Below are 23,932 nucleotides of genomic sequence, written 5' to 3'. Positions count from 1 at the left end.
TTATCTCTAAAGATAATTAATAATATTATTATTTTTTTCTTGAATTAATTTATAAAATATATTACTCAATTCAAAATTGTATTTTTTAATTAAATTAACCACTTATTAACACTTAATTCATTATTTCTTTGTATTTTATGCTAATTTTTAGTAAATGTCAAAGGTTTTTTCATGTTAAATCATTTTTTATGTACATATGTCTCTGTATAAAATACACTTGATGTTAAAGTCCTTGTACAGAAAACACTCTTTTATTCAAGAAATTTAATTATCAATTGTATTTTAACAAAACTAAAATTTTCTTTTTTATTTTAAAACTCACTTTAATATTTATTCATAAATATGTATTTTATGAAATATCCTCTTTTCTTCTCTTTACTCTCTATTAAAATTTTTAACTATGATAATTTATAAATATTATTTAATTTCACTTCTAAATAAATATATTGTTTTCTACAAAACTTTTAATTTTAGATAAGATTTGCTTAAAGAAAGATTTTTAAATGAAAAAACTAAAAAAAATAGCTAAAGTATAGACTGATGACAAGTATTTTTATCTTTAATCAGTCTATACTTTAGCTAAGAAACTGTAATTTCTATTAAATTTTTTTATTTTTATATCTAATGAAAGCTACTATAGTTGCAAGGAAACAAATTATTGTAGCTGAGAAAAATGCACAATCTAATCCATATAAGAATGCAGATTCATGCCCTGGTACATAATTTGAAACCCTATATCCAAGTTTGTAACTCATTCTTCCATATAATATAGTTGTTGCAAAAGTAAACCCATAGGACATTGCTAAATTTGTAACTAGAGAGTTTACACTTCCTGCAATTCCAAGTCTATCTTTTTCAACTTTTTCCATTACAAGAGCGTTATTAGCTGATTTAAACATTCCATTACCAATCCCCATGATAACACAACATATCCCAAGATAAACTAGAGAACTTTCTATATTAATTCTTGCCATAAAGAAAAGTCCTACTGTTAATAAAGTTATACCAATTAATGAAATTAATCTTCCATTGAATTTATCAGAAAGGGAACCGCTAAGTGGTGCTACTATTGATAAACATAATGGGTAAATTATTAAGAATAAGCCTGCCTGTAAAGAACTCATTTGTAAGGCTTGTTCTAAATATAATGGAATTACTATATTCATACAACTTATAGCTAAAAATGAAAGTGCTGAACAAACTATACTTAATGAAAATAATTTATTTTTAAATAGTTTTAAATCTAAAACAGGAGACTCTAATGTCTTCTGTAAATATATGAATACTATAAAAGATACTATTGCTATTATAAATCCAAGTATTACATATTTATCTGTATACCCTAAGACTTCACCTTTAGTTATTGATAAAGTACTAGATACTATAGATATTGCAAATACTATTGTTCCTCTAATATCTATCTTTTCCTTTGAGTTTGTTCTCATCTTAGGTAAATATCTTATTGAAAGTAAGAAAGCAAGTATTCCAATAGGCACATTAATCCAAAATATAAGATCCCACCTAATAGAAACTAAAATACCACCAAGTGCTGGTCCAACCATTACTCCTAAAGCTACAGCACTAGCTGATATCCCCATAGCCTTTCCTCTCTGTTTTTTATCAAAAATAGCCGTTATTATGCCCATTCCAGTTGCCATGGCACAAGCGCCTCCAACCCCTTGAATAGTTCTAGATAAGACTAATAAAGGTAATGTTTTTGATAGTCCACTAAAAAATGAACCAATAGTAAAAATTAATACTCCAACTTTAAAGACATTACATTTTCCTTTAATATCACCTAATCTTCCACATAGTAACACTAAAGACGATATTACCATGAGATAACTGGTTACAATCCATTGTGTATCTAAAATTGGTTTATTTAAATCAGATGATATTTTAGGTAAAGCAACATTTACTATACTACCATCTATACAGGCCATAAAAGTCATTATAACTACACATATCAATATGGCCCATTTGTTCTGATTATCTCCAGATATAACTCTCTTATTATTTTCTATATCTTCCATATCAAAGTTCTCCTCTCGTAAATTTTATCTACATTATACACCTTTGTTAACTTTTTGTTAACAAATCAATTTATCTATGAAAATTTTGATTTTTATTGATACTATTTTAGCCATTAATTCTTTAATAAAATCTAATGATTATACTTATTTCCATAAAAACTCGATGTTTTAATAAATAATCGTTAAATTCATTTCTTTAGAATAATTTACAATACAAAAAAGAATGTATTAAGAACAGGTGTGAGATGCTTATTATGACAAGCATTACTGTTCTTTAATACATTCCCTTAATCTATAAAACTATTTGAACTATCTATTAAAATTTTTATTTTATTAAACTATTTTATATCATTTGATATTTCAGTGAATATTACACCTAGTCCATACGCACCTGCATCTGGATAACCAATACTTCTTTCACCTACTGTACCAGCTCTTCCCATACGAGCTACTATTTCTTCTGTTTTCTTAGCTCCTAAAACTGCTGCCTCTGCACCATTTTTAAATGCTTCCTTGAATTTTAATCCTTCTTTTGCATTATTTGTCCATGAATCTGCACAAGGGACTAAAGCATCTATTAATGTTTTGTCTCCCACTACAGCGCCTCTTCCAAATGAACGCTCTCCAGTCTTTTGAATTCCTAATACAGCGGCTTGCATCATTTCAGCAAAATCTTCTACTGTTAACTCATTTTTATTTATAACACTTTTGCTTGCTGCTCTGAAAGCTGATCCCCATATTGGACCTGATGCTCCACCACAGTGTTCCATTATAACTAATGAACAAGCATTTAAGAACTCAGATATATTTAAGTTTTCTATATTTAATATATCTTTCCACTCTTTTTTAAGCATTCTAAATCCTTTAGCAACACTCATTCCAAAATCTCCATCTCCTGCATGAGAATCTAATTCACAGAATGGAACTTCATTATCAATTATTACTTCACTCATTTTATCTAATATGTAAATCATATTATTAAGTGATATTTTTTCACCTTTTATTTCATTAAATGATTCACAAGTTTCAACTTTATATGATACTGGAACCTCTTTTTCTTCTATTACTACTTCTTCATATTCTTTTACATCCATATGATTAGAAACTTTAAATGCTGGAGTATCACACTGATCTTTCATCAATTCTTTTAATTCATCGTCAAGTTTCATTATTGATACTGAAGCTCCAGCCATATCTATACTTGTCATGTAGTTACCAACGAAGTTTTTACATACTTTAATTTCTCTTTTATGTAATTCTCTAAATACTGAGTTATTTAATAAATATAACTCTTGAAGTGGTGTAGCTCCAAATCCATTTATAAGAACAACTACCTCTTCATCCTTATAGTCTAATTCATTTATAAGTTGATTAACCATTCTTTCAGCTAATTCATCTGCTGTAGCTATTTTTTCTCTACGAATTCCAGGTTCTCCATGTATTCCAACTCCATATTCCATTTCATCTTCACCTAATTCAAATGTTGGAGTTCCCTTAGCTGGAACAGTACAAGATGTGAATGCAAATCCTATACTTTTAACACTACTAGCAGCTTTCTCAGCTATTCTTTTAACTTCTTCTAAACTGTTTCCTCTCTCAGAAGCAGCACCTGCTATTTTATGTACTAAAACAGTACCTGCAACCCCTCTACGTCCTACAGTATAAAGACTATCTTCAACAGCTATATCATCATCAACCTTTATATAATCAACTTTTATTCCATCTTCTGTAGCAAGGTGAGCTGCATTCTTGAAGTTCATCATATCCCCACTATAATTCTTGATTATAAGAAGTGTACCTTTATTACTCTTAGATGCTTTTATAGCTTGGTAAACTTGTATTTGTGAAGGTGAAGCAAATACATCTCCACATACTGCTACATCTAACATACCTTTTCCTATAAACCCTGCATGTGCTGGCTCATGACCGCTTCCCCCACCACTTATAAGTGTTACTTTATCTTCATTAATGTTTTTCTTTTTAACAACCTTATATTTATTTAAAAATTCTAACTCTGGGTGTGCCATAACCATTCCGTTACACATTTCTCTTACTAGTGTTTCTGCTGAATTCATTATTTTCTTCATGTTAAACTCTCCCTTGCTATTAAAATTACTTTCTATTTTTGTACTCTCTACCTATCTTATCTGCTAATTTAATTGCTGAAACTACTTCTGAAATTTCTATTCCAAATGGCATTGAGTATATTGATTCTTCTGGTATACAAGCCTTTTCAGCAACCTCAAATAACTCTTCATCTGAAACCTCTGTTACTCCTATATCTTCAAGACATACAGGAAGACCTATTTCTAAACAGAAATCTAATACTTCATATAACTCCTCTTTTGGTGCATTCTCAAGAACTAATTGAGCTATTGTTCCAAAAGCAACCTTTTCTCCATGGAAGTATCCATGTGTTCCTTCTAATATTGTTAAACCATCATGTATTGCATGAGCTGCAGCTAATCCACCACTCTCAAATCCTAATCCTGATAATAATATGTTTGTTTCTACTATATTTTCTAAAGATTTAGTAACACAGTTACATTCACAAGCATCTTTAGCTTTCTTTCCATCTTCTAATAATGTTTCATAGCAAAGCTTAGCGAGTGCTAATGAAGCATTTGTTCCGATTGCTGGTCTACACTTTTCTTCTCTTACCCCACATGGTAATCCCGCATTGACTTTAGTAAATGAACTTGATGTTGCTCTTGCTTCAAAGTAAGTTGATAAGGCATCTCCCATACCTGCTACTAAGAAACGTGTAGGTGCTTTTGCTATTACCTCTGTATCTACTAAAACAACGCTTGGGCTTGCTTTGAAGTACGCATAATCATCAAATGATCCATCTTCTGTGTATAAAACTGCTGAGTGGCTAGTTGGAGCATCTGTAGCCGCTATTGTTGGCACTACTATAAGCTTTTCACCTTCAGCTACACACTTAGCTGTATCTAAAGCTTTTCCTCCACCAAGACCTACTGTGCAATCACATTTCTTTTCTTTTGCAAGTTCTTGAAGTCTTTTAACTTCTTGACGTGAACATTCACCTTTAAATCCGCCTTCTATAAATTCAATATTGAATTTCTTTGCTGTTGCATCTAATTTGTCTTTAATTCTCTTTATATCCTCCGGATGAGCTATTAAAAGTGCTGACTTTCCGTAAGTCTCTACAAAGTAACCTAAATTAAGTAACTCATTTTCTCCTTGAACATATTTTGTTGGACATATAAATGCCTTTCTCATAAAATCATCTCCTCAATAAAATCGTTTACCAAATGTTATGATGTTATTATAAACCTCACTGCAAACTATTACATTGAAGTTTATTGATATAATATTGGACTATTTCAACCTTTTCATACATCTTTTTCATAAAAAATAGGACTTTTGACACATTTAAAGCAAACGTATTCAAAAAGTCCAATTATTTTTATTATTTAAGTTATTCTCCTTTAAAATATGTATTAAAAAAATATACATATTAAAGTTTTGAATTACTATTTTTGAAAAATATCAGGATAAAATCGTAATAAATCTAAACATTGTCAAAATAAACTATTTATTTTATAAATCTTATTTTTATGTAATTTGCTTATTCATTTTTAAAGGTTTATATTAAGGACAAGGTTGTTGATGTTAGAAATTTTGTTCAGAGTATTGTTAAAAATTCGCTTAGTAAATTTAGACAAAATAATCTATTTACTAAGAAGTAGTACACTTCTGTAAGTGGTTATAGAACAAAGAAATAACATCAGCAACTTTACTATATAATGCTGTATAAATATATTTATATGTCTTTAAAAATCAATATAAGGTTTGGAAGTGGTTAAGATGAAAATTATATTTCATATTGATGAACCTGGTAAATGGCCTATTGTTTTAGAGAATCTAAAGAATGTATTAAACAATGCTAAAGAAACTAATAGAACATATGAATTAGAAGTATTAGCAAATTCTATGGCTGTTTTTCAGTTAAAAGAAGTAATAGCTAGAAATACTAATTTAATAGACAAAATTATTGAACCTGCTGAACAAGGTGTTGTTTTTGCAGTGTGCAATAACTCATTAAAAAAATTTAACATAGCTAAAAATGAATTGTTTTCTTTCTGCAAAGTAGTTCCCACTGGAATTATTGAGCTTGCTGAAAAGCAATCAGAAGGATATTTATACATCAAACCATAAAATTTAACATAACCCACTACCCTTTAAAATTATTTAATAAAAACTCTATGTTCTACCGACATAGAGTTTTTTTTATTAAATATTATTCAAATTTATCTACTAAAACAGATGGAATAGTTATATTTCCTCCCATAGTAGATTTATATGTTAATAACCCTGCAGATTTTCCCATTATAGTAATTTCATCATTCTCTAAAATTCTATTATTACCAGTTAAAGTCTTAGGTACTCCTAAATATAAAATATTATCATAATTATCATTAACAGCTAACCTTATTTGAGTTTCATCATCATCTTCCATTACTTGTACAACTTTTCCACTAAATTTTACTTTTTTCCCTAAATAATCATCTGGAGTTCTAGCTAAATTTTCATAAGTTACGCCTGTATCATATCCCTTTTTTTCTTCTTCCTCTTTAGCCTTTTTCTCAGCTGCCGCCTTTTCAGCTGCCGCTTTCTCTTCTGCCTCTTTTTGCTTTTTCAATTCTTCTTCTTTAGCTTTCTTTTGAGCATCACTCATTTCAAACCATGGTTTAGCTTCATCAAGTTTACTATTTAATTCTTCATTCTTTTTATTTAATAAATCTATTTGAGAATTATATTTATTCTCTATATCTTTAATTCTTTTATCAGTATTTGATTTTTCTATGCTTCCCCCTAAAATTAAACAAACAATAGCTACTACTATACAAAGTCCTTTTTTTGATTTAAAAAATTCCGTCAATTTTTGTTTATTCATAATCCTACTCCTTAAATTTAATTTAACATTATTATTTTTTTACTGGAATATTATAGCATACAATTCATAATAAGTTAATAATTTACTTTATAGTAATTTAATATACTATAGTATATTTTTATATTCAGTACCTTGTAATATATAGTAGTGTATGATATATTATAGTCAAGATTTACAAATTATTGTTAATAATACAATTGAAACTCCGCATATTGCAAGGGTTTTAAGAAGATTTATATAAATGAGAAAGCAGGTGAATAGATGAATTCTCAATTTAAAAAAGGGGTTTTAGAACTTTGTGTTCTCTCTCTACTCTCAAAAAAAGACTACTATGGATATGAACTTATAAGTAAAATCTCAGAGAGAATATATATTTCAGATGGAACAATATACCCTATCCTAAGAAAACTTAGCAAAGAAGGTTTTTTTACAACCTACTTAAGAGAATCTCAGGAAGGTCCCCCAAGAAAGTATTATAAAATCACAGACTTAGGACTTCAGCGTAAAGAACTTTTAAAACGTGAATGGTTTGATCTATTAGATGGTATAAATTATTTATTAGAGGAGGGTGATGAGAATGACTAAACAAGAATATCTTAATGAATTAAGAAGAAATTTAAGAGGTTTTTCCCAAGAAGAGATTGATGATATTTTATATGATTATGAAGAGCACTTCTCTATTGGATTATCCTCAGGTAAAACTGAAGAAGAAATAGCTGAAGATCTTGGAGATCCCAAAGATATAGCTGAGCAATATAAAAAGGCTAAGGGTAATCCAACAATTGAAGAAACAGCAAGATATTATAAAGAAAAAGCAAAAGAAAAAACTAGAGCATTCAGTAAAAGTATATCTGAAAGTTCAAATAAAACAGATAAACTTATGAAAATAGTTTTATTCATTGTATTAGCTATTATTTTATCTCCTATAATTTTAGGAATCGCAGGATCAATTATCGGCATATTTATAGGTGGAATAAGTCTTATATTTAGTTGTTTAATCGGCATGATATCATGTATAGCTTTAGCTGCTACAAGTACAGGCGGACTTACATCTCTATTCTTTGGAGTTATTTGGATATTAATCTCTTTAATATTCCTAGGAATTCTTATGACTACACTGGGATATTATGGAATTAAAGCATGTATAGTTTTAATAAAGAAAGCTATTGAGTATTTAACAGAGCCTAAATTAAAAGATAAGAAGCCCTTCTGGAATAAGAAGGCTGTTGTTGGTATGATAGTTTCTCTAGTGATATTCATAGCAACATTTTCAGTGGGATTATTTCAAACTATTTCATCAGGACTTTCTATAGGAAAAGATTTAGCTCCTCAGATTTCTAATTACTTAGGTGAATTTGATTATGGTCAATTTAATTTTGATTTATTTGGTACTAGTCATACTATAAATGATAGTGAATCTCGTAGCATAGAGTCTGTAAACAAAATTACTATAAAATCAAGTATTGCAGATGTTAATATACTTAAGTCTGATACTGATGAGTTAAAAACCGAGCTTAAAGGAAAATACAACTCTAATGATAACAACACACTAAAACTTAGTGTAACAGAAAATAATGATAATTTAATTATAGAAACTCAAAACTCTCCTCATAATATATTTTCAAGAGATTTAACATTAAATATTTATATTCCAGAAAGTTATAAAGGCGATATATCAATAACAAATGTATCTGGAGACATTAAATCTGAAAGAGTTTTAGAACTTAACTCTCTTAGAATGGAAACTGTAAGCGGTGATATAGAATTCAACTCTGTATCAGCTCCAACAGTAACAGCTAACACAACTTCTGGTGATATAGAATTTAATAAACTAAATACAAATACCTCTTCACTAAAAACAGTTTCTGGAGATATTAAGGCTAGCTCCTATGTAGGAACGCTAACTGTAGATTCAACTTCTGGATCTATAGATATAAACTTAGCCGAGGTTAAAGGTGCTTCAACAATAAACTCTGTTTCTGGAGATGTAGAACTAGGAGTTGAAGTTTCAAACAATCTAGCTTTAGAAGGGAAAACAACATCTGGCTCTATAGAAGTTGCTGATGGTGTAAATACATCAAATATAGAAAAAGGTGATAAACTTTTAAAAGCAACATTTAATTCTGGAGATAATAAATTAAATATTACAACAGCAAGTGGAGATATTAAATTAGATAATTTCTAAATTAAAAGCACCCCGTGGGTAAAGCGGGGTGCTTTATTAATTAGTTGTTGTTTATTTTTGTTGTTAGTTATTAGTTGTTGTTTTTATTTGAGCTTACAAACTCAATGGTTGTCCATTTTGGATTTAAATAAAATTGTTTAAGGGTTAATTGGAGTTTATTAACTCCTAAAGTATTAATACATTTTTATCACTTGGTTAACTCTCATTATAAGAGCTAAGCATTCATTTTTAATTTTGACTTTTAGTTAATATGTTGTGTGTGTTTAATTTTCAATTAACTTCAAACTGCAGATAGTGTATAGTCTATTTTATTATCTAAATAAACTTCCACTTATTATTAATTTTTGAATTTCATTTGTACCTTCATAAATTTGAGTTATTTTAGCATCTCTCATCATTCTTTCTAATTGGTACTCTCTCATGTATCCATTACCACCAAGCATTTGAATAGCTTCAGTAGTAACATGCATTGCTGCATCTGTACAAACTAATTTAGCCTTTGCAGCTGACAATGAATAAGGTTTTCCTTCTTGCTTGTCCATAGCTGCCTTATATAACATATATTTAGCTTGTTCAATTTCAACAGCTAATTCAGCCATTTTAAATGCTAAATATTGTTGTTTAAATAAAGGCTTACCAAATTGTTTTCTTTCCTTCATGTATTCCTTAGCAATTTCGAAAGCTCCTTCTGCTATTCCTAAACCTTGGGCTGCAACCCCGATTCTTCCTCCATCTAGAGTTTTCATAGCTATCTTGAAGCCATCACCTTCCTTACCAACTAAATTGCTAGCTGGCACAACACAGTCATTAAATAAAACTTCTGAAACTTGTGCTGATCTAATACCACATTTATCTTCTATTTTTCCTATTGATACTCCTGGAAAATCTTTTTCAACGATAAATGCAGATAATCCTTTAGGTCCTTTTGTTCTATCTGTTAATGCAAAAACTATGAATGTTCCTGCTAAAGGTGCATTTGTTATGAAGCATTTAGCTCCATTTAATATATAATTATCGCCTTTTTTCTCAGCTACAGTTATAACTCCACTAGCATCTGAACCAGCATTTGGCTCTGTTAATCCAAATGATCCAAGTTTTTTACCTGAAAGTATGTCAGGTAAATACTTTTTCTTAAGCTCCTCTGAAGCGTTACTAATTCCTCCTGCACATAATGAAGTGGTTACTGAGACTGCTATCCCCATAGATGCATCAACCTTTGAAATCTCTTCAACAGCTATAACATATGAAAGATAGTCTCCCCCAGTTCCGCCATATTCAGTTGAATATGGAAGACCTATAACTCCTAATTCACCTAACTTTTTATAAGCTTCCATTGGAAATGTACTATTTTCATCATTTTCAATAGCAAATGGTTTTAGTTCTCTTTCAGCAAATTCTCTTACCATTCTTTGAACGTCTAATTGTTTCTGTGTTAAACTGAAATCCATACCTTAATTCCTCCCAAAATTCTGTAATTATATCTAAAGCTAAAAAGCTATTTAAACATCTAATATTAAGTTAAAATTATTCTTTGCCACTATAAATGTGACTAAGTATTATCTTTTAATATATTTTTCAATTTCAAAGATTACCTAATACTACTTATACCAACTTATCCTTATTTAATTCCCATAAGTTTATCGTGGAATATTCTTTCATCCATTAACTTAAGAGGCTCGTCTATCTTAGGAACAAAGTCCATATAAGCTAAAATATCATTTTCAAGATCAACTCCTGGAGCAATCTCTGTTAAGTGTAATCCATCATCTCTTAATTCAAATACAGCTCTTTCAGTTATATACATAACTGTCTGATTAGTTTTGTTGGCATATTCTCCACTAAAAGTAATTTGCTCAACATCTTCAAGAAACTTACTACACTTTCCTTCTTGAACTATATGAAGTTTGCCATCTCCTATCTCTACCTTTAATCCTGAAGCCGTGAAAGTACCACAGAAAATAACCTTTTTAGCATTTTGAGTTATGTTTATAAATCCACCACAGCCTGCTATACGAGGTCCAAATTTACTTACATTTATATTTCCATTTTTATCAGCCTGAGCTAATCCTAAGAATGCTATATCAACTCCACCACCATCATAGAAATCAAATTGATAAGGTTGATCTAAAATAGCATCTGGATTTATACAGGCACCAAAGGCTGCTCCCCCTTGAGGTACTCCTCCAACAGGGCCAGATTCAACTGTAAGTGTCATATAATCTCCAATACCTTCTTCATTAGCAACTAATGATATAACCTCTGGTATACCAATTCCTAAGTTAACTATAGTATCTTTTTTTAGTTCCATAGCGCCTCTTCTTGCAATTACCTTCCTTGCATTTAAAGGTGCCTTTTCTATGCTACTTAATGGAACTCTTACTTCTCCTGTATATGCCGGATTAAATTTCATTCCTAAACATTGTTCATGATCACAGGGTTCTGCTAGAACTATTCCATCAACATATATTCCCGGAATTTTAACAAGTCTAGGGTCTAAACATCCACTTGCTACCACTCTCTCAACCTGTACAAAAACTTTTCCGCCGTTATTCTTACAAGCTTGCGCAATTGAAGTAACGTCTAGTGTGGCAACTTCTCTATCTAAAGTTATATTTCCACACTCATCAGCTGAAGAGCCTCTTAAAAAGCAAATATCTATTGGAAAAGATTTATAAAGAAGCTTTTCTTCTCCTTCTATTTCAATAAGTTTAACTATATCCTCTTTAGTGACGTCATTTAACTTTCCTCCACTAATTCTTGGATCAACAAATGTATTTAACCCTACATGAGTTATAGTTCCAACTCTCTTACCAGCTATATCTCTAAATAACTGAGCTAAAGTTCCTTGAGGCAAGTTATATGCCTCTATTTTATTTTCAACAGCCATCTTTCCTAGCTTCGGAGCCATATTCCAATGACCTGCTATTACTCTCTTTGTCATTCCTTCATGAGCAAAGTGGTCAGCACCACTTCCATCTCTATTTCCTTGAGCTGCAGAATACATTAAAGTTAAATTCTTTGGATGACCAGTTTCCAAAAAACGCTTTTCTAAAGCCTTAGTCAAAGACTCTGGACAACAGCTAGCAACAAATCCTTCTGTTACTATAGTATCTCCATCTTTAACAAATTCCGCGACCTCACATGGTTTCAAAAAACTAACCCTTACCATACATAACAATCCTTTCATGGGTAGATTAATATAAGTTACATAAACTTAATTGCTGTTTTATTTTTTATAAACTTATTTAGATTTTATATATTCAAAGTAGTTTTATTTATCCTGGAAATCAGCTTTTCTCTTTCCAACAAAGGCATTCATTCCTTCTAATTGATCTTCTGTTGAGAAACATAAAGCAAATAAATCTGCTTCATAGTTATATGCTGATTCAGTATCCATGTTTAATCCGTTGTTTATTGCAGCCTTAGCTAATCTTACTCCTACTGGGCTCTTGCTCATTATCTTATTAGCTAACTCTCTTGCTTTATCCATTAACTCTTCTTGCTCATAAACCTTATTAGCAAGTCCTATTCTATGTGCTTCTTCAGCATCAATCATATCTGTTGAGAATATAAGTTCTTTAGCTACTCCCTTTCCAACTAATCTTGGAAGTCTTTGAGTTCCTGCAAACCCTGGAAGAATTCCCAAGTTAACTTCTGGTTGTCCAAATTTAGCTTTTTTAGAAGCTAATCTTATATCACAAGCCATTGAAAGTTCACATCCACCGCCTAATGCGTATCCATTAACAGCAGCTATAACAATTTGTGGCATATTTTCTATGTCTGAAAATACCTTTTGAGCAAGTCTTGAGAAATCTCTTGCCTCCATTGAATTTAAATCTTTCATCTCAACAATGTCTGCTCCTGCTACAAAAGCCTTTTCTCCTGATCCTGTTATAATTACAGTTTTAATATCTTTTCTTTTTGAGATTTCGTTTATAACGTCACCAAGTTCAGTTATAGTTTGATTGTTTAAGGCATTTAATGCTTTAGGTCTGTTTATAATAACCTCTGCAATCCCATTTGCTTCATTAAAAATAATATTTTCCATAATACTCTACTCCCTTTCAACCTTTAAATAATTTTAAAATTTGCCTGTTACTATAAATTCTTTAGTTTTTATATATTAATAAAATTTGAGATATTTATTTTTTAGTGTAGTAAAATTTATCAAAATCAATAATTTTAAAAGGTGGTAATTTTTAAAAATCATTGTTTTTAGGTGCTAAATAAAATTTATAATTAACAGATAAGGAAGTTAGTTAATTCATAAAAAGTTATTCCATGTCCATGCTCATAAATTTAAGTGGTAATGCTAACAGAACTCCTCCCCCAACCATATTTCCTAAAGTAACCCAAAATAGATTACGAAAAATAAGTGGTAAACCTAAACTTCCAGAAGAAAAATAAGTTATTGAGAATATTCCCATATTAGCAATACTGTGTTCAAAACCAGCGATAACAAATGCAAATATACACCAGAACATAATTATTAATTTTCCTGTTTCAGATTTCATTTTTATTGTGCTTAGGAATGCTATACAAACCATGAAGTTACAAAGCATACCTCTTAGAAAGAGCTCTATAGCCGGCAAAGTAAGTTTTATATCAACTATACTTTTGGCATAATCACTGATTAAATCAATGGATGCTCCACTTTTCACAAATAAAAACGCTAATAATATAGATCCTATAAAATTACCTAAATAACTCATGAACCATACTTTTAAAGCCATGGTTAAAGTACAATCTTTGTTGTATATTCCCATTGCCATTACTAAGTTGTTTCCTGTGAAAAGTTCTCCTCCAATGAAGGCAATAAGCCCTAATGCTAAAGAGAATGTAGCAGCCACCATTATTCTAGCTATTTCTGGATAGGAATTATTTAATACCGCTCCAGTGGTATATGAAAGAATTATAGCCACTACTAGGAAAAACCCAGCAACTACTGCTCTGAAAAAATACTTTATAGGAGCTCTATCTGCAAATTCAAACTTATTAACTGCCATGTCTGAAATCAATTTTATGTCTTTCTTTTGCATTCATTCTCCTTTATTTATATATATTATGTTTTTATTTGGCTGATTTTATATTTTTAATTTATTAATTTAAATCACTAAAGTGCTAAGTAAAACTTAACTTCCTCAATGATAAATAACCATCTTTTAATTTTAAAGTTATTAGATTTTTAATTTATATAAAACTACTCTTTTAATTAAATAATCTTATATTGGGCGAAGCCCAAAAATTTATTGAAAAACTTATCAAAATCCAATCTTTTCCATAGCTTTCCCAATATAAAGATATTTAATTGAGTATTAGGCGGCTATTTTACTAACTCATCGTAACCTTCGTAATTAACTTTAACTAATTCTCCAGTTTCGAAAGATTCTTTACAAGCGTATCCAACGATAGTAGATAATACACCATCTTCAACAGTTACATCTGGCTTTCTATTTTCTAATACACAGTCAACAAACTCTTTAACTTCTGCTAAGTATGCATCTTCAAATCTCTCTAAGAATCCACCAGCACATTCTTTATTAATTCCTCTATCATCAAATACTGTAACTATGTTCTTATCTGGAGTTGTTCCAATTCTTAATGTACCTTCAGTTCCTATGATCTCAGTTTCTATATGATAACCATGAGCACAGTTTCTTCCAGCAACAAGTAATGCCATTGTTCCATTTTTGAATTTAACCATAGCTGCTCCAGTTTCAGCATCATTTATCTCATCAAACTCTTTATGTCCATAAGCTCCACCTATAGCCCATAATTCATCTGCTTCTGACTCTAAATACCATCTAGCTAAATCTATATCATGAATTGCCATATCTAAGAATAATCCACCACTGTAGCTATCTTTAGCAAATTTTAAGAAGCTTGGTAAAGCTTTAGCTGGATCTAATCCATAACATCTAACTAATACTGGTTTACCTATAGCACCTTCTTCAATTTTTTGTTTAGCATAAGCATATGATTTATCATATCTTCTCATAAATCCAAGCATGAATATTTTTTCTGGATGAGAATTTACAGCTTTCATAGCTTCTACTGCATCTTCTAAATATAATCCAAGTGGTTTTTCACTAAACACATGGAATCCAGCATCTAAAGCTTTCTTGATTTGTTCACAATGATACCCTGATGGTGATGCTATAAATATTGCATCTAACTCTTTGTTAGTTAACATTTCATCGAAATCAGTATATCCATATGGAATGTTCCATGCTTTTTGAACCTCATCAACTTGAGATTGATCTATTGAACAAACAGCTAAAAGATTTGCATTTGGAATTTTAAATGCTAAATTTTCAGCATGAGCTCTTCCTAATCTTCCTAAGCCTACAATACCAAAGTTTACTTTTTTCATGATTAATTCCTCCCAAAAATTTATCTTGATACATTAAGTTATATACTCATAAACTCTTATAATTTACACTGCTATTCCTAAAGGTGAGAAAGTTAAATAAACTACTATCATAATAAGAACTACAGCTATTGATGCTGATTTTGCATATTTCCAAGGAGTCATATCTATTAATGCATGGTCAGCTTGAACAAAATCTGTTTCTCTTGGTTTAATCTTACCTATAATTAACATTACAACTATAGCTACTGGTAGTAATACACCTAATACGTATAAGAAATGTACATCTGATAAGAAGAATTTTGATAACGTATACAAAATAATGTGAACTATGAATACTACTTTAGCAGCTAAACTTGGAACTCTCTTTGTAAAGAATCCAACTATTACACAGGCTAATATTGGTACGTTAAAGTATCCATTACATTCTTGTAAGAAGTTATATAATCCTGATGGAGCATATAAAATGAATGGAGCAACAACAACTGATACAATTGATACTACTATAACAAATTTTTGTCCTACTCTTACAAGATGCTTTTCTGAAGCCTCTGGATTTATCATAGGCTTGTATAAATCTAATGTAAATAGTGTTGATGAACTGTTCATAGCACCATTTAATGAACTCATAGCGGCTCCAAATAATACTGCTGCAAATATTCCTAATAAAGGTTTTGGTAGTACATCAAGTAATAATGTTGGGTAAGCCATATCTGCATTTGGTAATCCATTTCCATATTTTGCGAATGCTATAATTCCTGGGAATACAAGTATTGCTGGAGTTAAAACCTTGATCAAGCCTGCAAGTATAGCTCCTTTTTGAGCTTCTTTTAAGCTACTAGCTCCTAATGCTTTTTGTACTATTGACTGGTTTGTACACCAATAGAATAAGTTATTAAATAATAATCCTGTAAATAATACTGGCCATGGAATTAATGGTGCTTGTGCATTTGCTGGGTTAATAGCGTTAAGCTTTTCTGGGTTTCCAAGGATTATTTCAAATCCTCCAATAAAATCTCCATTTCCAAGTAATAATAGACCTAATATAGGTACTAAAAGACCTCCAATTAATAATCCAAGTCCGTTTATAGTATCAGAGAATGCTGATAATTTCATACCTCCAAGTACTGTGTAGATAGCACCTACTACCCCTAGTAAGAATCCAGTTAATGCAACTGCTTGGAATGTAGTTATTCCAAACATTTCTGATATACCAAAAATCTGATTTAAAACTAAACCACCAGAGTATAAAACTGTAGGTATGTAAGTTATAACATAACTAACTAAGAATAAAATTGAAACTATTCTCTTTGTTGTACTATCGAATCTTTCTTCTAAATAATCTGGGATTGTTGTTATTCCACCTTTTAGATATCTTGGTAAGAATATAAGTGCTAATGTTATAAGGGATATACATGAGGTTACTTCCCATGCCATTGGTCCCATATTAGTGGCATAACTTTGACCGTTAAGGCCTATGATCTGTTCCGTTGAAAGGTTTGTAAGTATCATTGTTGCAGCGATTACAGGACCACTTAATCCTCTACCTGCTAAGAAGTATCCTGTTGCTGTTTCAGTGTTATCTGTTCCTTTAGCTTTATACCATGCAATAGCGAATACACCTACTAAAAAAACTGCAAAACTCAAAAATATGAACATAAAATTTCCCCCTACCCTACTTAGTGGTGGTAACAGCATTTTTAATGCTGTTACCTAAAATTCATTATTAACCAATTTAGTTATTAAAGATTAGTTTTTTCTTTTATATATTCTCTAGCTTTTATTGCATATTCTAATGGGTTTGCTATTGCTGGATCTTGTTCAGCTTCAACTAATAAATATCCTTCATAGTTATTATCGTCAAGTACTTTGAATATTGGTTCAAAGTCTATACATCCGTCTCCAGGAACTGTGAACGCTCCTTTTCTTACTCCTTGTAAGAAACTTAATTTATCTTTCTTAACTTCTTCAACTACATCTTTTCTTATATCTTTTAAGTGAACATGTTTTATTCTATTTACATATTTCTTTAATACTTCTAAAGCATCTTCACCTGAGTAAACTAAGTGACCTGAATCAAATAGTAAGTACACTAAATTTTCGTCTGTTAAATCCATTAATTTATCTATTTCTTCAGTTGTTTGTACCCCAGTACCCATATGATGATGGTAAACAACTTTCATACCTTTTTCCTTTGCTAACTCTCCTAATTTATTTAAACCTTCAGCTAGCTTTTTCCATTCTTCTTCATTGAAAACATACTTTCCATCGAATATTGGTGTTTCCATTTGTCCTTGGATACTATGTCCTTGTTCTGAAACTACGATTACCTTTGCTCCCATAGCATTAAGGAAATCTCTATGTTCTATAAATGCTTTTTCAGTTTCTTCATATGGTTTAGTTGTTAAGAATGAACTAAACCAAGCACTTGCTATTTCCATATCTCTTAACTCTAAAGCTTTTTTAAGAACTTCTACATCTCTTGGATATTTGTTTCCAACTTCTGATCCTTTAAATCCTGCTAAAGCCATCTCACTTACACATTGTTCAAAAGTATTTTCTTTTCCTAAGTCTGGCATGTCATCATTTGTCCATGCTATTGGTGCTATTCCTAATTTTACATTTGAATTAAACATTCTCTCTTCCCCCATTACCTTTTTATTTGTCAGAAAAGCTAACTCCCATTTAGCTTTTCTGACCAAACCTCATTTATACCTTTTAAATTTTTATACCGTTCTAATTTATCATTTTAATATTCTATTTTAACTGGCTTACCTTCTTTTAATGATTTAGTAGCAGCTAGTCCAACTAAAACTGAATATAAACCTTCATTAGCTCCAACTGGAACTTCTGTATTGTTTTCTAAGCAGTTTATAAATTGTTGCATCTCGTTTACATAAGCGTCCATATATCTTTCTAAGAAGAAATATTTTGGTTTTTCTCCAACAATACCATCTACTGAAGCTATTGTAACAGTTGTATCAGAATCATTGTCAGCCATTACATATCCTTTTCCACCAAATACTTCAACACGTTGGTCATATCCATAAGCAGCTTCTCTACTGTTATCTATTACCCCTATGCATCCATTTTCAAATTTTAAAGATATGATTGCTGTATCAACATCTCCAACTTCTCCAATTTCAGGATTTACCATACATGCACCTTGTACATATACTTCTGAAATTCTGCTTCCACTTAAGAATGCAGCCATGTCAAAATCATGAATTGTCATATCTAAGAACATACCACCTGAAACTTTCACGTATTCTATTGGTGGAGCTTGTGGATCTCTTGAAGTAATTTTTATTATATGTGGATTTCCTATTTTACCTTCTTCTATAAGATCTTTTAGTTTAGCAAAGTTATGGTCGAATCTTCTGTTGAAACCAACTTGATATTTTACTCCGGCTTTTTTAACAGCTTCTAAAGTTGCTTCAATTTTAGCAACATCGTAATCTATTGGTTTTTCACAGAATATGTGTTTACCTCTTTCAGCAGCTTCAATTGATATTTTTGAGTGAGTATCTGTTGATGAACATATTATTACTGCATCAATTTCTGGATCATTTAAAATTTCCATATAATCTCCTGTATAATTTGGAATTTTAAACTCCTCAGCAGCTTTTTTAGCTGACTCTTCAAATACGTCTGCTATAGTTTTAACTTGAGCTCCCTTTACCTTTTCTTGAATAGATTGAGCATGGATTCTACCTATTCTTCCTGCTCCAATAACACCAATATTAATCATGACCAAATTCCTCCCTATTATTTAAAACTTAGATTTATTTTTAAAATACTTTAAAGTCAAATAGCTTTAAATATTTTAATATCTTCTTGCGTTCTTTAAATTTTTCTCTTTGTTCTCAAATGCTTTATTTACATCCTCAATCTCTGACTCTCCAGCTATTCCAACATGCCACCATGCATCATAACCATCTGTCATAGTTTTTGGTAATACTTTTATATCTATTAAAGTTGATACTTTTTGCTTTTTAGAATCTTCTAATGCCTCTTTTAATTCTGATAAGGTCTTAACTGTATATGTTTTCAAACCATACCCACTTGCAGATTTAGCAAAATCTATTGGAATTAATCCACCTTCTAATTTGCCCTCTTCATCTCTATATCTAAACTCTGTTGCAAGGCTTCCTATACCATTTGACATCTGTAAGTTGTTTATACATCCAAATCCACAGTTATCAAATAAAAGTATATTTATCTTTTTATGCTCTTGCATAGCTGTTGCTATCTCTGAATGAAGCATTAAGTAGCTTCCATCACCAACCATTGAGTAAACTTCTCTCTCTGGTTCAGCTAACTTAACTCCTAATGTAGCTGCTATTTCATATCCCATACATGAATATCCATATTCCATGTGATATGAATCCCTAGCATCTGTTTCCCACATTCTTTGAAGATCCCCTGGTAAACTTCCAGCAGCTCCAACTACTATGGCATCATCATCTATTGTTTCTCTAATAACCCCTAAAGCAGCTGTTTGAGTTATTAAGCCACCTGTTAATACGCTAAACTCTTCTATGCAACCTTTTCTCTTAGGTTTTATTAAAGCTTCAAAATTTTCATCATATTTAATGCCTGTTAATCTCTTCATTTCTTTTTTCCAAGCTTTTTTAGCCTCTACTATCTCATCTTCATATGATGATTCATAGTTATTAGCTTCTAACATAGCTTGTAACTCTTCTATACAAACTTTTGCATCACCTATTATTTTGTGAGCATCCATTTTTCCACCATGGAATTTTGATACGTTTATTGTTACAAAATCAACATTTGGATTTTTAAACAATGATTTTGATGAAGTCGTGAAGTCTGAGAATCTTGTTCCAACACCAATTACTAAATCAGCATCTTTAGCAATCATATTTGCAGCAAGGTTACCAGTAACCCCTATACCACCTAAATTTAATGGATGACTTGATTTTATAGCACTCTTTCCAGCTTGTGTTTCACATATTGGAATATTAAATTCTTCTGCGAAATCAGCTAAGGCTTCACCAGCTTCTGAGTATCTAACTCCACCACCACAGATTATTATAGGTTTCTTTTTAGTCATTATTACATCTAATGCCTCTTCAAATTCTTCTTGTACAGCTAAAGGTCTTGTTATTCTATGAACTCTCTTTTTAAAGAAATATTCTGGGAAGTCATAAGCCTCTCCTTGAACATCCTGTGGTAATGCTATGCAAACAGCCCCTGTTTCTGCTGAATCAGTTAATACTCTCATAGCATTTATCATTGCTGACATAAGTTGTTCTGGTCTATTTATTCTATCCCAATATTTACATACTGGTTTAAAGGCATCATTTGTTGTTATTCCTAAGTTATAGGATTGTTCTACCTGTTGAAGTACAGGATCTGGTTGTCTTGTAGCAAAGGAATCCCCAGGCAATAATAATAATGGAATATTATTAACTGTAGCCGTTGCAGCCGCTGTAACCATATTGGCAGCTCCTGGCCCTACCGAACTTGAACAAGCTATTATTTTTCTACGATTGTTTTGTTTTGCGAAAGCTGTTGCAACATGAGCCATACCTTGCTCATTTCTTCCATGATAAACTCTTAGATTACCTGGTTCTTCATACAAAGCTTCTCCCAAACCAACTACAATACCATGTCCAAATATAGTGAATATACCATCAACAAATTTTTCTTCTTTGCCATCAAAGGAAACGTATTGATTATCTAAAAATTTTACTAGCGCTTGGCCTGTAGTCATTCTCATAAACTTCTCATCCTTCCTATTTTTCATCTAATAACCAAATATGAGCTGGATCATCAATTCTATCTGTCCAAGGGTTTCCATCTAAATGTCTTATCATCCAACAATAATACATTCTATAACCTGGTGCAGTAGCTTGTGGATGTGTATATCCACCTTCTATAATCGCATATCCACCATCTTTAACTTTATAAGCCTCATCACCTATAAAGCAAGCTCCAAAGCCTTGTGGCTTATCAAATTTATAATAATAAACCTCTGGTTGTGGATGTTCATGTGGAATATAGCTTGACCATCTTCCTGGGTAAGAAACTATTTCTCCGTTAACCATATTAGAATATGGCGCATTACTATAATCAAAGAATGTTTTAATCTTACGAGCTGCTGTTCCATCCCATCTATCTAAAGATGATTCTTGAATTATTACATCTTCTGGTCTATAAAGTTTAGCTAAGAACTCTTTATCATTCTCAGTTTTTTGAATTAATATTTCAGTATCTTCTAAAGCTTCAATCTTAACCTCTACATTTTTGCAAACATGTAGGCAAAAACCTTCTTCTTCAAACACATTCTTTCTACTAGCTTCAACCTCTTTGTTTTCCCAAAGGTATTTTATTTTACCTTCCATAAGAAGTACTGCAACCTCTTTTTTAGGCTCTAAAATTGTTATTTCATCACCTTTTTTAATTTTTATAACTTCTATATCCATTAGCATATCGCTATGTTTACCATCAATTTCTGTTACAATCTTTTTCCCATCTTCTGAAAAACCTATATTTTCTACCATAGTTATGACCTCCCTAGCATCTAGCTACCATTTCTCCATACTCTTCTTTTTCTTTCTTTATGAACTCTTTAATAGCTTCTACTGTTGGCATGTCCTCTGAGCAACTATGACTTGCAACTAACATTGCTGCTGATGCACTTCCAAACTCTAGGGCATCCATCATATCCCATCCTTCTAGTACTCCATATATGAATGCTGATGCGTAAGCATCTCCACCACCAAAGGATTTTAAAAGTTTTACTGGGAAAGGTTTTATTTTATATGATTTTCCGTCTCCAGTATAAGCTGTAGAGCCTTCTTTACCATGTTTAATTACTACAATTTTATTACCATAGTTTAACCATCTTTTTGCTGTCTCTTCATCAGTGCTATCTTTAGTTATTAAACCTTCCATTAGATCAAACTCTTCTCTTGATCCCATTATGATATCACTTTCTTTTCCTACTATTGAATAATAAATTGCAATCTCATCTTTATTTTTCCAGTTATATTCTCTATAATCTACATCGAATATAACCACTGTTCCATTCTTTTTAGCAAGTCTTAATGCCTTTAATGAAGCTTCTCTTGAAGGACTCATTGCTAAGGCTGTTCCTGAAATAACTATTGCCTTTGTATTCTTTATATAGTCCTCGTCTATCTCATCTACATCTAACTGTAAATCAGCTATGCCATTTCTATACATTAAGATACTACTTTCTGTAGGACTTAATATTTCTGTAAATGTTAATCCTAAAGATTCACCATTTTTTGCTTTACTTATTTCAGATACATCTATTCCTTCCTTTTTGAAGTAATTTACTACGAACTCTCCAAATCTATCATCTGAAACTTTTCCTATAAACCCAACTTTTTTTCCTAACCTAGCAAGTCCAACTGCTATATTTGCAGGGGAACCACCTAGGTATTTATTAAAATTCCTACTTTCTGATAATGGTTTATGAATATCTGTAGGATTGAAATCTATTGCTACCCTTCCTATTGGAACAATATCAAACTTTCTATTCTCATCAAATTCTATATATCTCATACTAACCCATCTCCTAAGCCTTATTTACACTCTCAAAAATATCCATATGCTTCTTTACATTCTCATAAGCTCCCTGAACCTCTGTAGCTTGAAGTGTGAAGTAATCTTTCTTCTCATTATCTGCATATAATCCCCTTACAGCCTCTTCAACAGAATTGAAGGTTGCAGTCGCAATGTTTATTTTTCTTATACCTTTATTTTTACACTCTTTAAAGCCCTCTGGTGTTATTCCTGATCCACCATGTAGAACTAGTGGTGTTTCTATGTTTTCTCTCAATTCTTCTAATACATCAAATCTAAGTTTTGGAGTACCTTTATACACTCCATGAGCATTTCCTATTGCTACTGCTAAAGCATCAACCCTAGTTTCTTGAACAAATCTCTTAGCGTCTTTTAAGTTGGTTACTTTCATCTCTATATTTTCACTTCCATCCTCACTTCCGCCAACTTGTCCAATTTCAGCCTCTACAGCAGCACTATATTTATCAGCTAATTCTTTTACCCTCTTAGTTATTTTAACGTTTTCATCAAAGCTTAAATGAGACCCATCTATCATCACTGATGTAAATCCAATCTCTAAAGCCTTTTCTATATTTTCTAAGGTTAAGCCATGATCGAAATGAACCGCCACAGGAACCTTAGCATTCTTTGCAGCACTTACCATTAAAGGTCCGATTAATTCTAACGGGGAGTTAGTTAATCTAACCTCTGCAATCTGAAGAATCATCGGGGAATGCATTTCTTCAGCTGCCTTTAAAGCACCCATAACCATTTCCATATTTGATATACTGAAGCTTCCAACTGCATAGTTCTTTTCTTTTGCTGCCTTTAAAAGCTCAGTCATTTTTACTAATGCCATTTTT

Annotated in this window: 19 protein-coding genes; 3 read left to right on the top strand and 16 right to left on the bottom strand. The window is 31.3% G+C overall.

Annotated features, from left to right (window positions below; all coding sequences use genetic code 11):
• Positions 1-599: 599 nt before the first annotated feature.
• The 3 genes from AC2A4K_RS00715 to AC2A4K_RS00705 form a co-directional block, all read right to left on the bottom strand.
• Positions 600-2,033, bottom strand: coding sequence for an MFS transporter (locus tag AC2A4K_RS00715; protein WP_322505158.1), 1,434 nt, complete (start codon positions 2,031-2,033; stop codon positions 600-602).
• Positions 2,034-2,371: 338 nt separating this feature from the next.
• Positions 2,372-4,120, bottom strand: coding sequence for a dihydroxyacetone kinase subunit DhaK (gene dhaK / locus AC2A4K_RS00710; protein ID WP_322505157.1), 1,749 nt, complete (start codon positions 4,118-4,120; stop codon positions 2,372-2,374).
• 25 nt (positions 4,121-4,145) lie between these two features.
• Positions 4,146-5,276, bottom strand: a complete 1,131-nt coding sequence (locus tag AC2A4K_RS00705; RefSeq protein ID WP_322505156.1) for a glycerol dehydrogenase — start codon at positions 5,274-5,276, stop codon at positions 4,146-4,148.
• 588 nt (positions 5,277-5,864) lie between these two features.
• On the opposite strand from AC2A4K_RS00705, the gene AC2A4K_RS00700 reads away from it, so the two are divergent.
• Positions 5,865-6,215, top strand: a complete 351-nt coding sequence (locus tag AC2A4K_RS00700; protein WP_322505155.1) for a DsrE family protein — start codon at positions 5,865-5,867, stop codon at positions 6,213-6,215.
• Between the two features lie 82 nt (positions 6,216-6,297).
• On the opposite strand, the gene AC2A4K_RS00695 is transcribed toward AC2A4K_RS00700, so the two are convergent.
• On the bottom strand, positions 6,298-6,954 hold the full coding sequence (locus tag AC2A4K_RS00695) for a toxin regulator (protein WP_322505154.1): 657 nt from the start codon (positions 6,952-6,954) through the stop codon (positions 6,298-6,300).
• A 261-nt stretch (positions 6,955-7,215) separates the two neighbouring features.
• On the opposite strand from AC2A4K_RS00695, the gene AC2A4K_RS00690 reads away from it, so the two are divergent.
• A complete protein-coding gene (locus tag AC2A4K_RS00690; RefSeq protein ID WP_322505153.1) occupies positions 7,216-7,539 on the top strand; it encodes a PadR family transcriptional regulator in 324 nt (107 codons plus the stop codon).
• Positions 7,532-9,139, top strand: a complete 1,608-nt coding sequence (locus tag AC2A4K_RS00685) for a DUF4097 family beta strand repeat-containing protein (RefSeq protein WP_322505152.1) — start codon at positions 7,532-7,534, stop codon at positions 9,137-9,139. Before AC2A4K_RS00690 ends, AC2A4K_RS00685 begins: the two co-directional genes overlap by 8 nt.
• A gap of 311 nt (positions 9,140-9,450) precedes the next feature.
• On the opposite strand, the gene AC2A4K_RS00680 is transcribed toward AC2A4K_RS00685, so the two are convergent.
• The 12 genes from AC2A4K_RS00680 to AC2A4K_RS00625 all read right to left on the bottom strand — a co-directional run bounded on the left by AC2A4K_RS00680 (position 9,451) and on the right by AC2A4K_RS00625 (position 23,928).
• Complete coding sequence (locus AC2A4K_RS00680; RefSeq protein WP_322505151.1) at positions 9,451-10,587, bottom strand: acyl-CoA dehydrogenase family protein; 1,137 nt, start codon at positions 10,585-10,587, stop codon at positions 9,451-9,453.
• Between the two features lie 170 nt (positions 10,588-10,757).
• Positions 10,758-12,308, bottom strand: coding sequence for an acyl CoA:acetate/3-ketoacid CoA transferase (locus AC2A4K_RS00675; protein WP_322505150.1), 1,551 nt, complete (start codon positions 12,306-12,308; stop codon positions 10,758-10,760).
• 102 nt (positions 12,309-12,410) lie between these two features.
• On the bottom strand, positions 12,411-13,187 hold the full coding sequence (locus tag AC2A4K_RS00670; RefSeq protein ID WP_322505149.1) for an enoyl-CoA hydratase-related protein: 777 nt from the start codon (positions 13,185-13,187) through the stop codon (positions 12,411-12,413).
• A gap of 226 nt (positions 13,188-13,413) precedes the next feature.
• Positions 13,414-14,178, bottom strand: coding sequence for a formate/nitrite transporter family protein (locus AC2A4K_RS00665; protein ID WP_322505148.1), 765 nt, complete (start codon positions 14,176-14,178; stop codon positions 13,414-13,416).
• Positions 14,179-14,462: 284 nt separating this feature from the next.
• A complete protein-coding gene (locus AC2A4K_RS00660; protein ID WP_322505147.1) occupies positions 14,463-15,512 on the bottom strand; it encodes a Gfo/Idh/MocA family protein in 1,050 nt (349 codons plus the stop codon).
• 63 nt (positions 15,513-15,575) lie between these two features.
• Positions 15,576-17,168: a solute:sodium symporter family transporter gene (locus AC2A4K_RS00655; RefSeq protein ID WP_322505146.1), complete on the bottom strand. Its 1,593-nt coding sequence runs from the start codon at positions 17,166-17,168 to the stop codon at positions 15,576-15,578.
• 83 nt (positions 17,169-17,251) lie between these two features.
• Positions 17,252-18,145, bottom strand: coding sequence for a myo-inosose-2 dehydratase (gene iolE / locus AC2A4K_RS00650; protein ID WP_322505145.1), 894 nt, complete (start codon positions 18,143-18,145; stop codon positions 17,252-17,254).
• Between the two features lie 113 nt (positions 18,146-18,258).
• A complete protein-coding gene (iolG, locus tag AC2A4K_RS00645) occupies positions 18,259-19,260 on the bottom strand; it encodes an inositol 2-dehydrogenase (RefSeq protein WP_322505144.1) in 1,002 nt (333 codons plus the stop codon).
• Between the two features lie 75 nt (positions 19,261-19,335).
• Complete coding sequence (gene iolD, locus AC2A4K_RS00640; protein ID WP_322505143.1) at positions 19,336-21,255, bottom strand: 3D-(3,5/4)-trihydroxycyclohexane-1,2-dione acylhydrolase (decyclizing); 1,920 nt, start codon at positions 21,253-21,255, stop codon at positions 19,336-19,338.
• Between the two features lie 16 nt (positions 21,256-21,271).
• On the bottom strand, positions 21,272-22,039 hold the full coding sequence (locus tag AC2A4K_RS00635; protein WP_322505142.1) for a 5-deoxy-glucuronate isomerase: 768 nt from the start codon (positions 22,037-22,039) through the stop codon (positions 21,272-21,274).
• A gap of 13 nt (positions 22,040-22,052) precedes the next feature.
• Positions 22,053-23,069, bottom strand: coding sequence for a 5-dehydro-2-deoxygluconokinase (gene iolC / locus AC2A4K_RS00630; RefSeq protein ID WP_322505141.1), 1,017 nt, complete (start codon positions 23,067-23,069; stop codon positions 22,053-22,055).
• 13 nt (positions 23,070-23,082) lie between these two features.
• Positions 23,083-23,928, bottom strand: a complete 846-nt coding sequence (locus AC2A4K_RS00625) for a class II fructose-bisphosphate aldolase (RefSeq protein WP_322505140.1) — start codon at positions 23,926-23,928, stop codon at positions 23,083-23,085.
• Positions 23,929-23,932 lie beyond the last annotated feature (4 nt).

Source organism: Clostridium sp. LIBA-8841, assembly GCF_057782475.1.
Note: the sequence above shows the minus strand (reverse complement) of the source record. Positions and strands in the feature narration are given on the sequence as shown.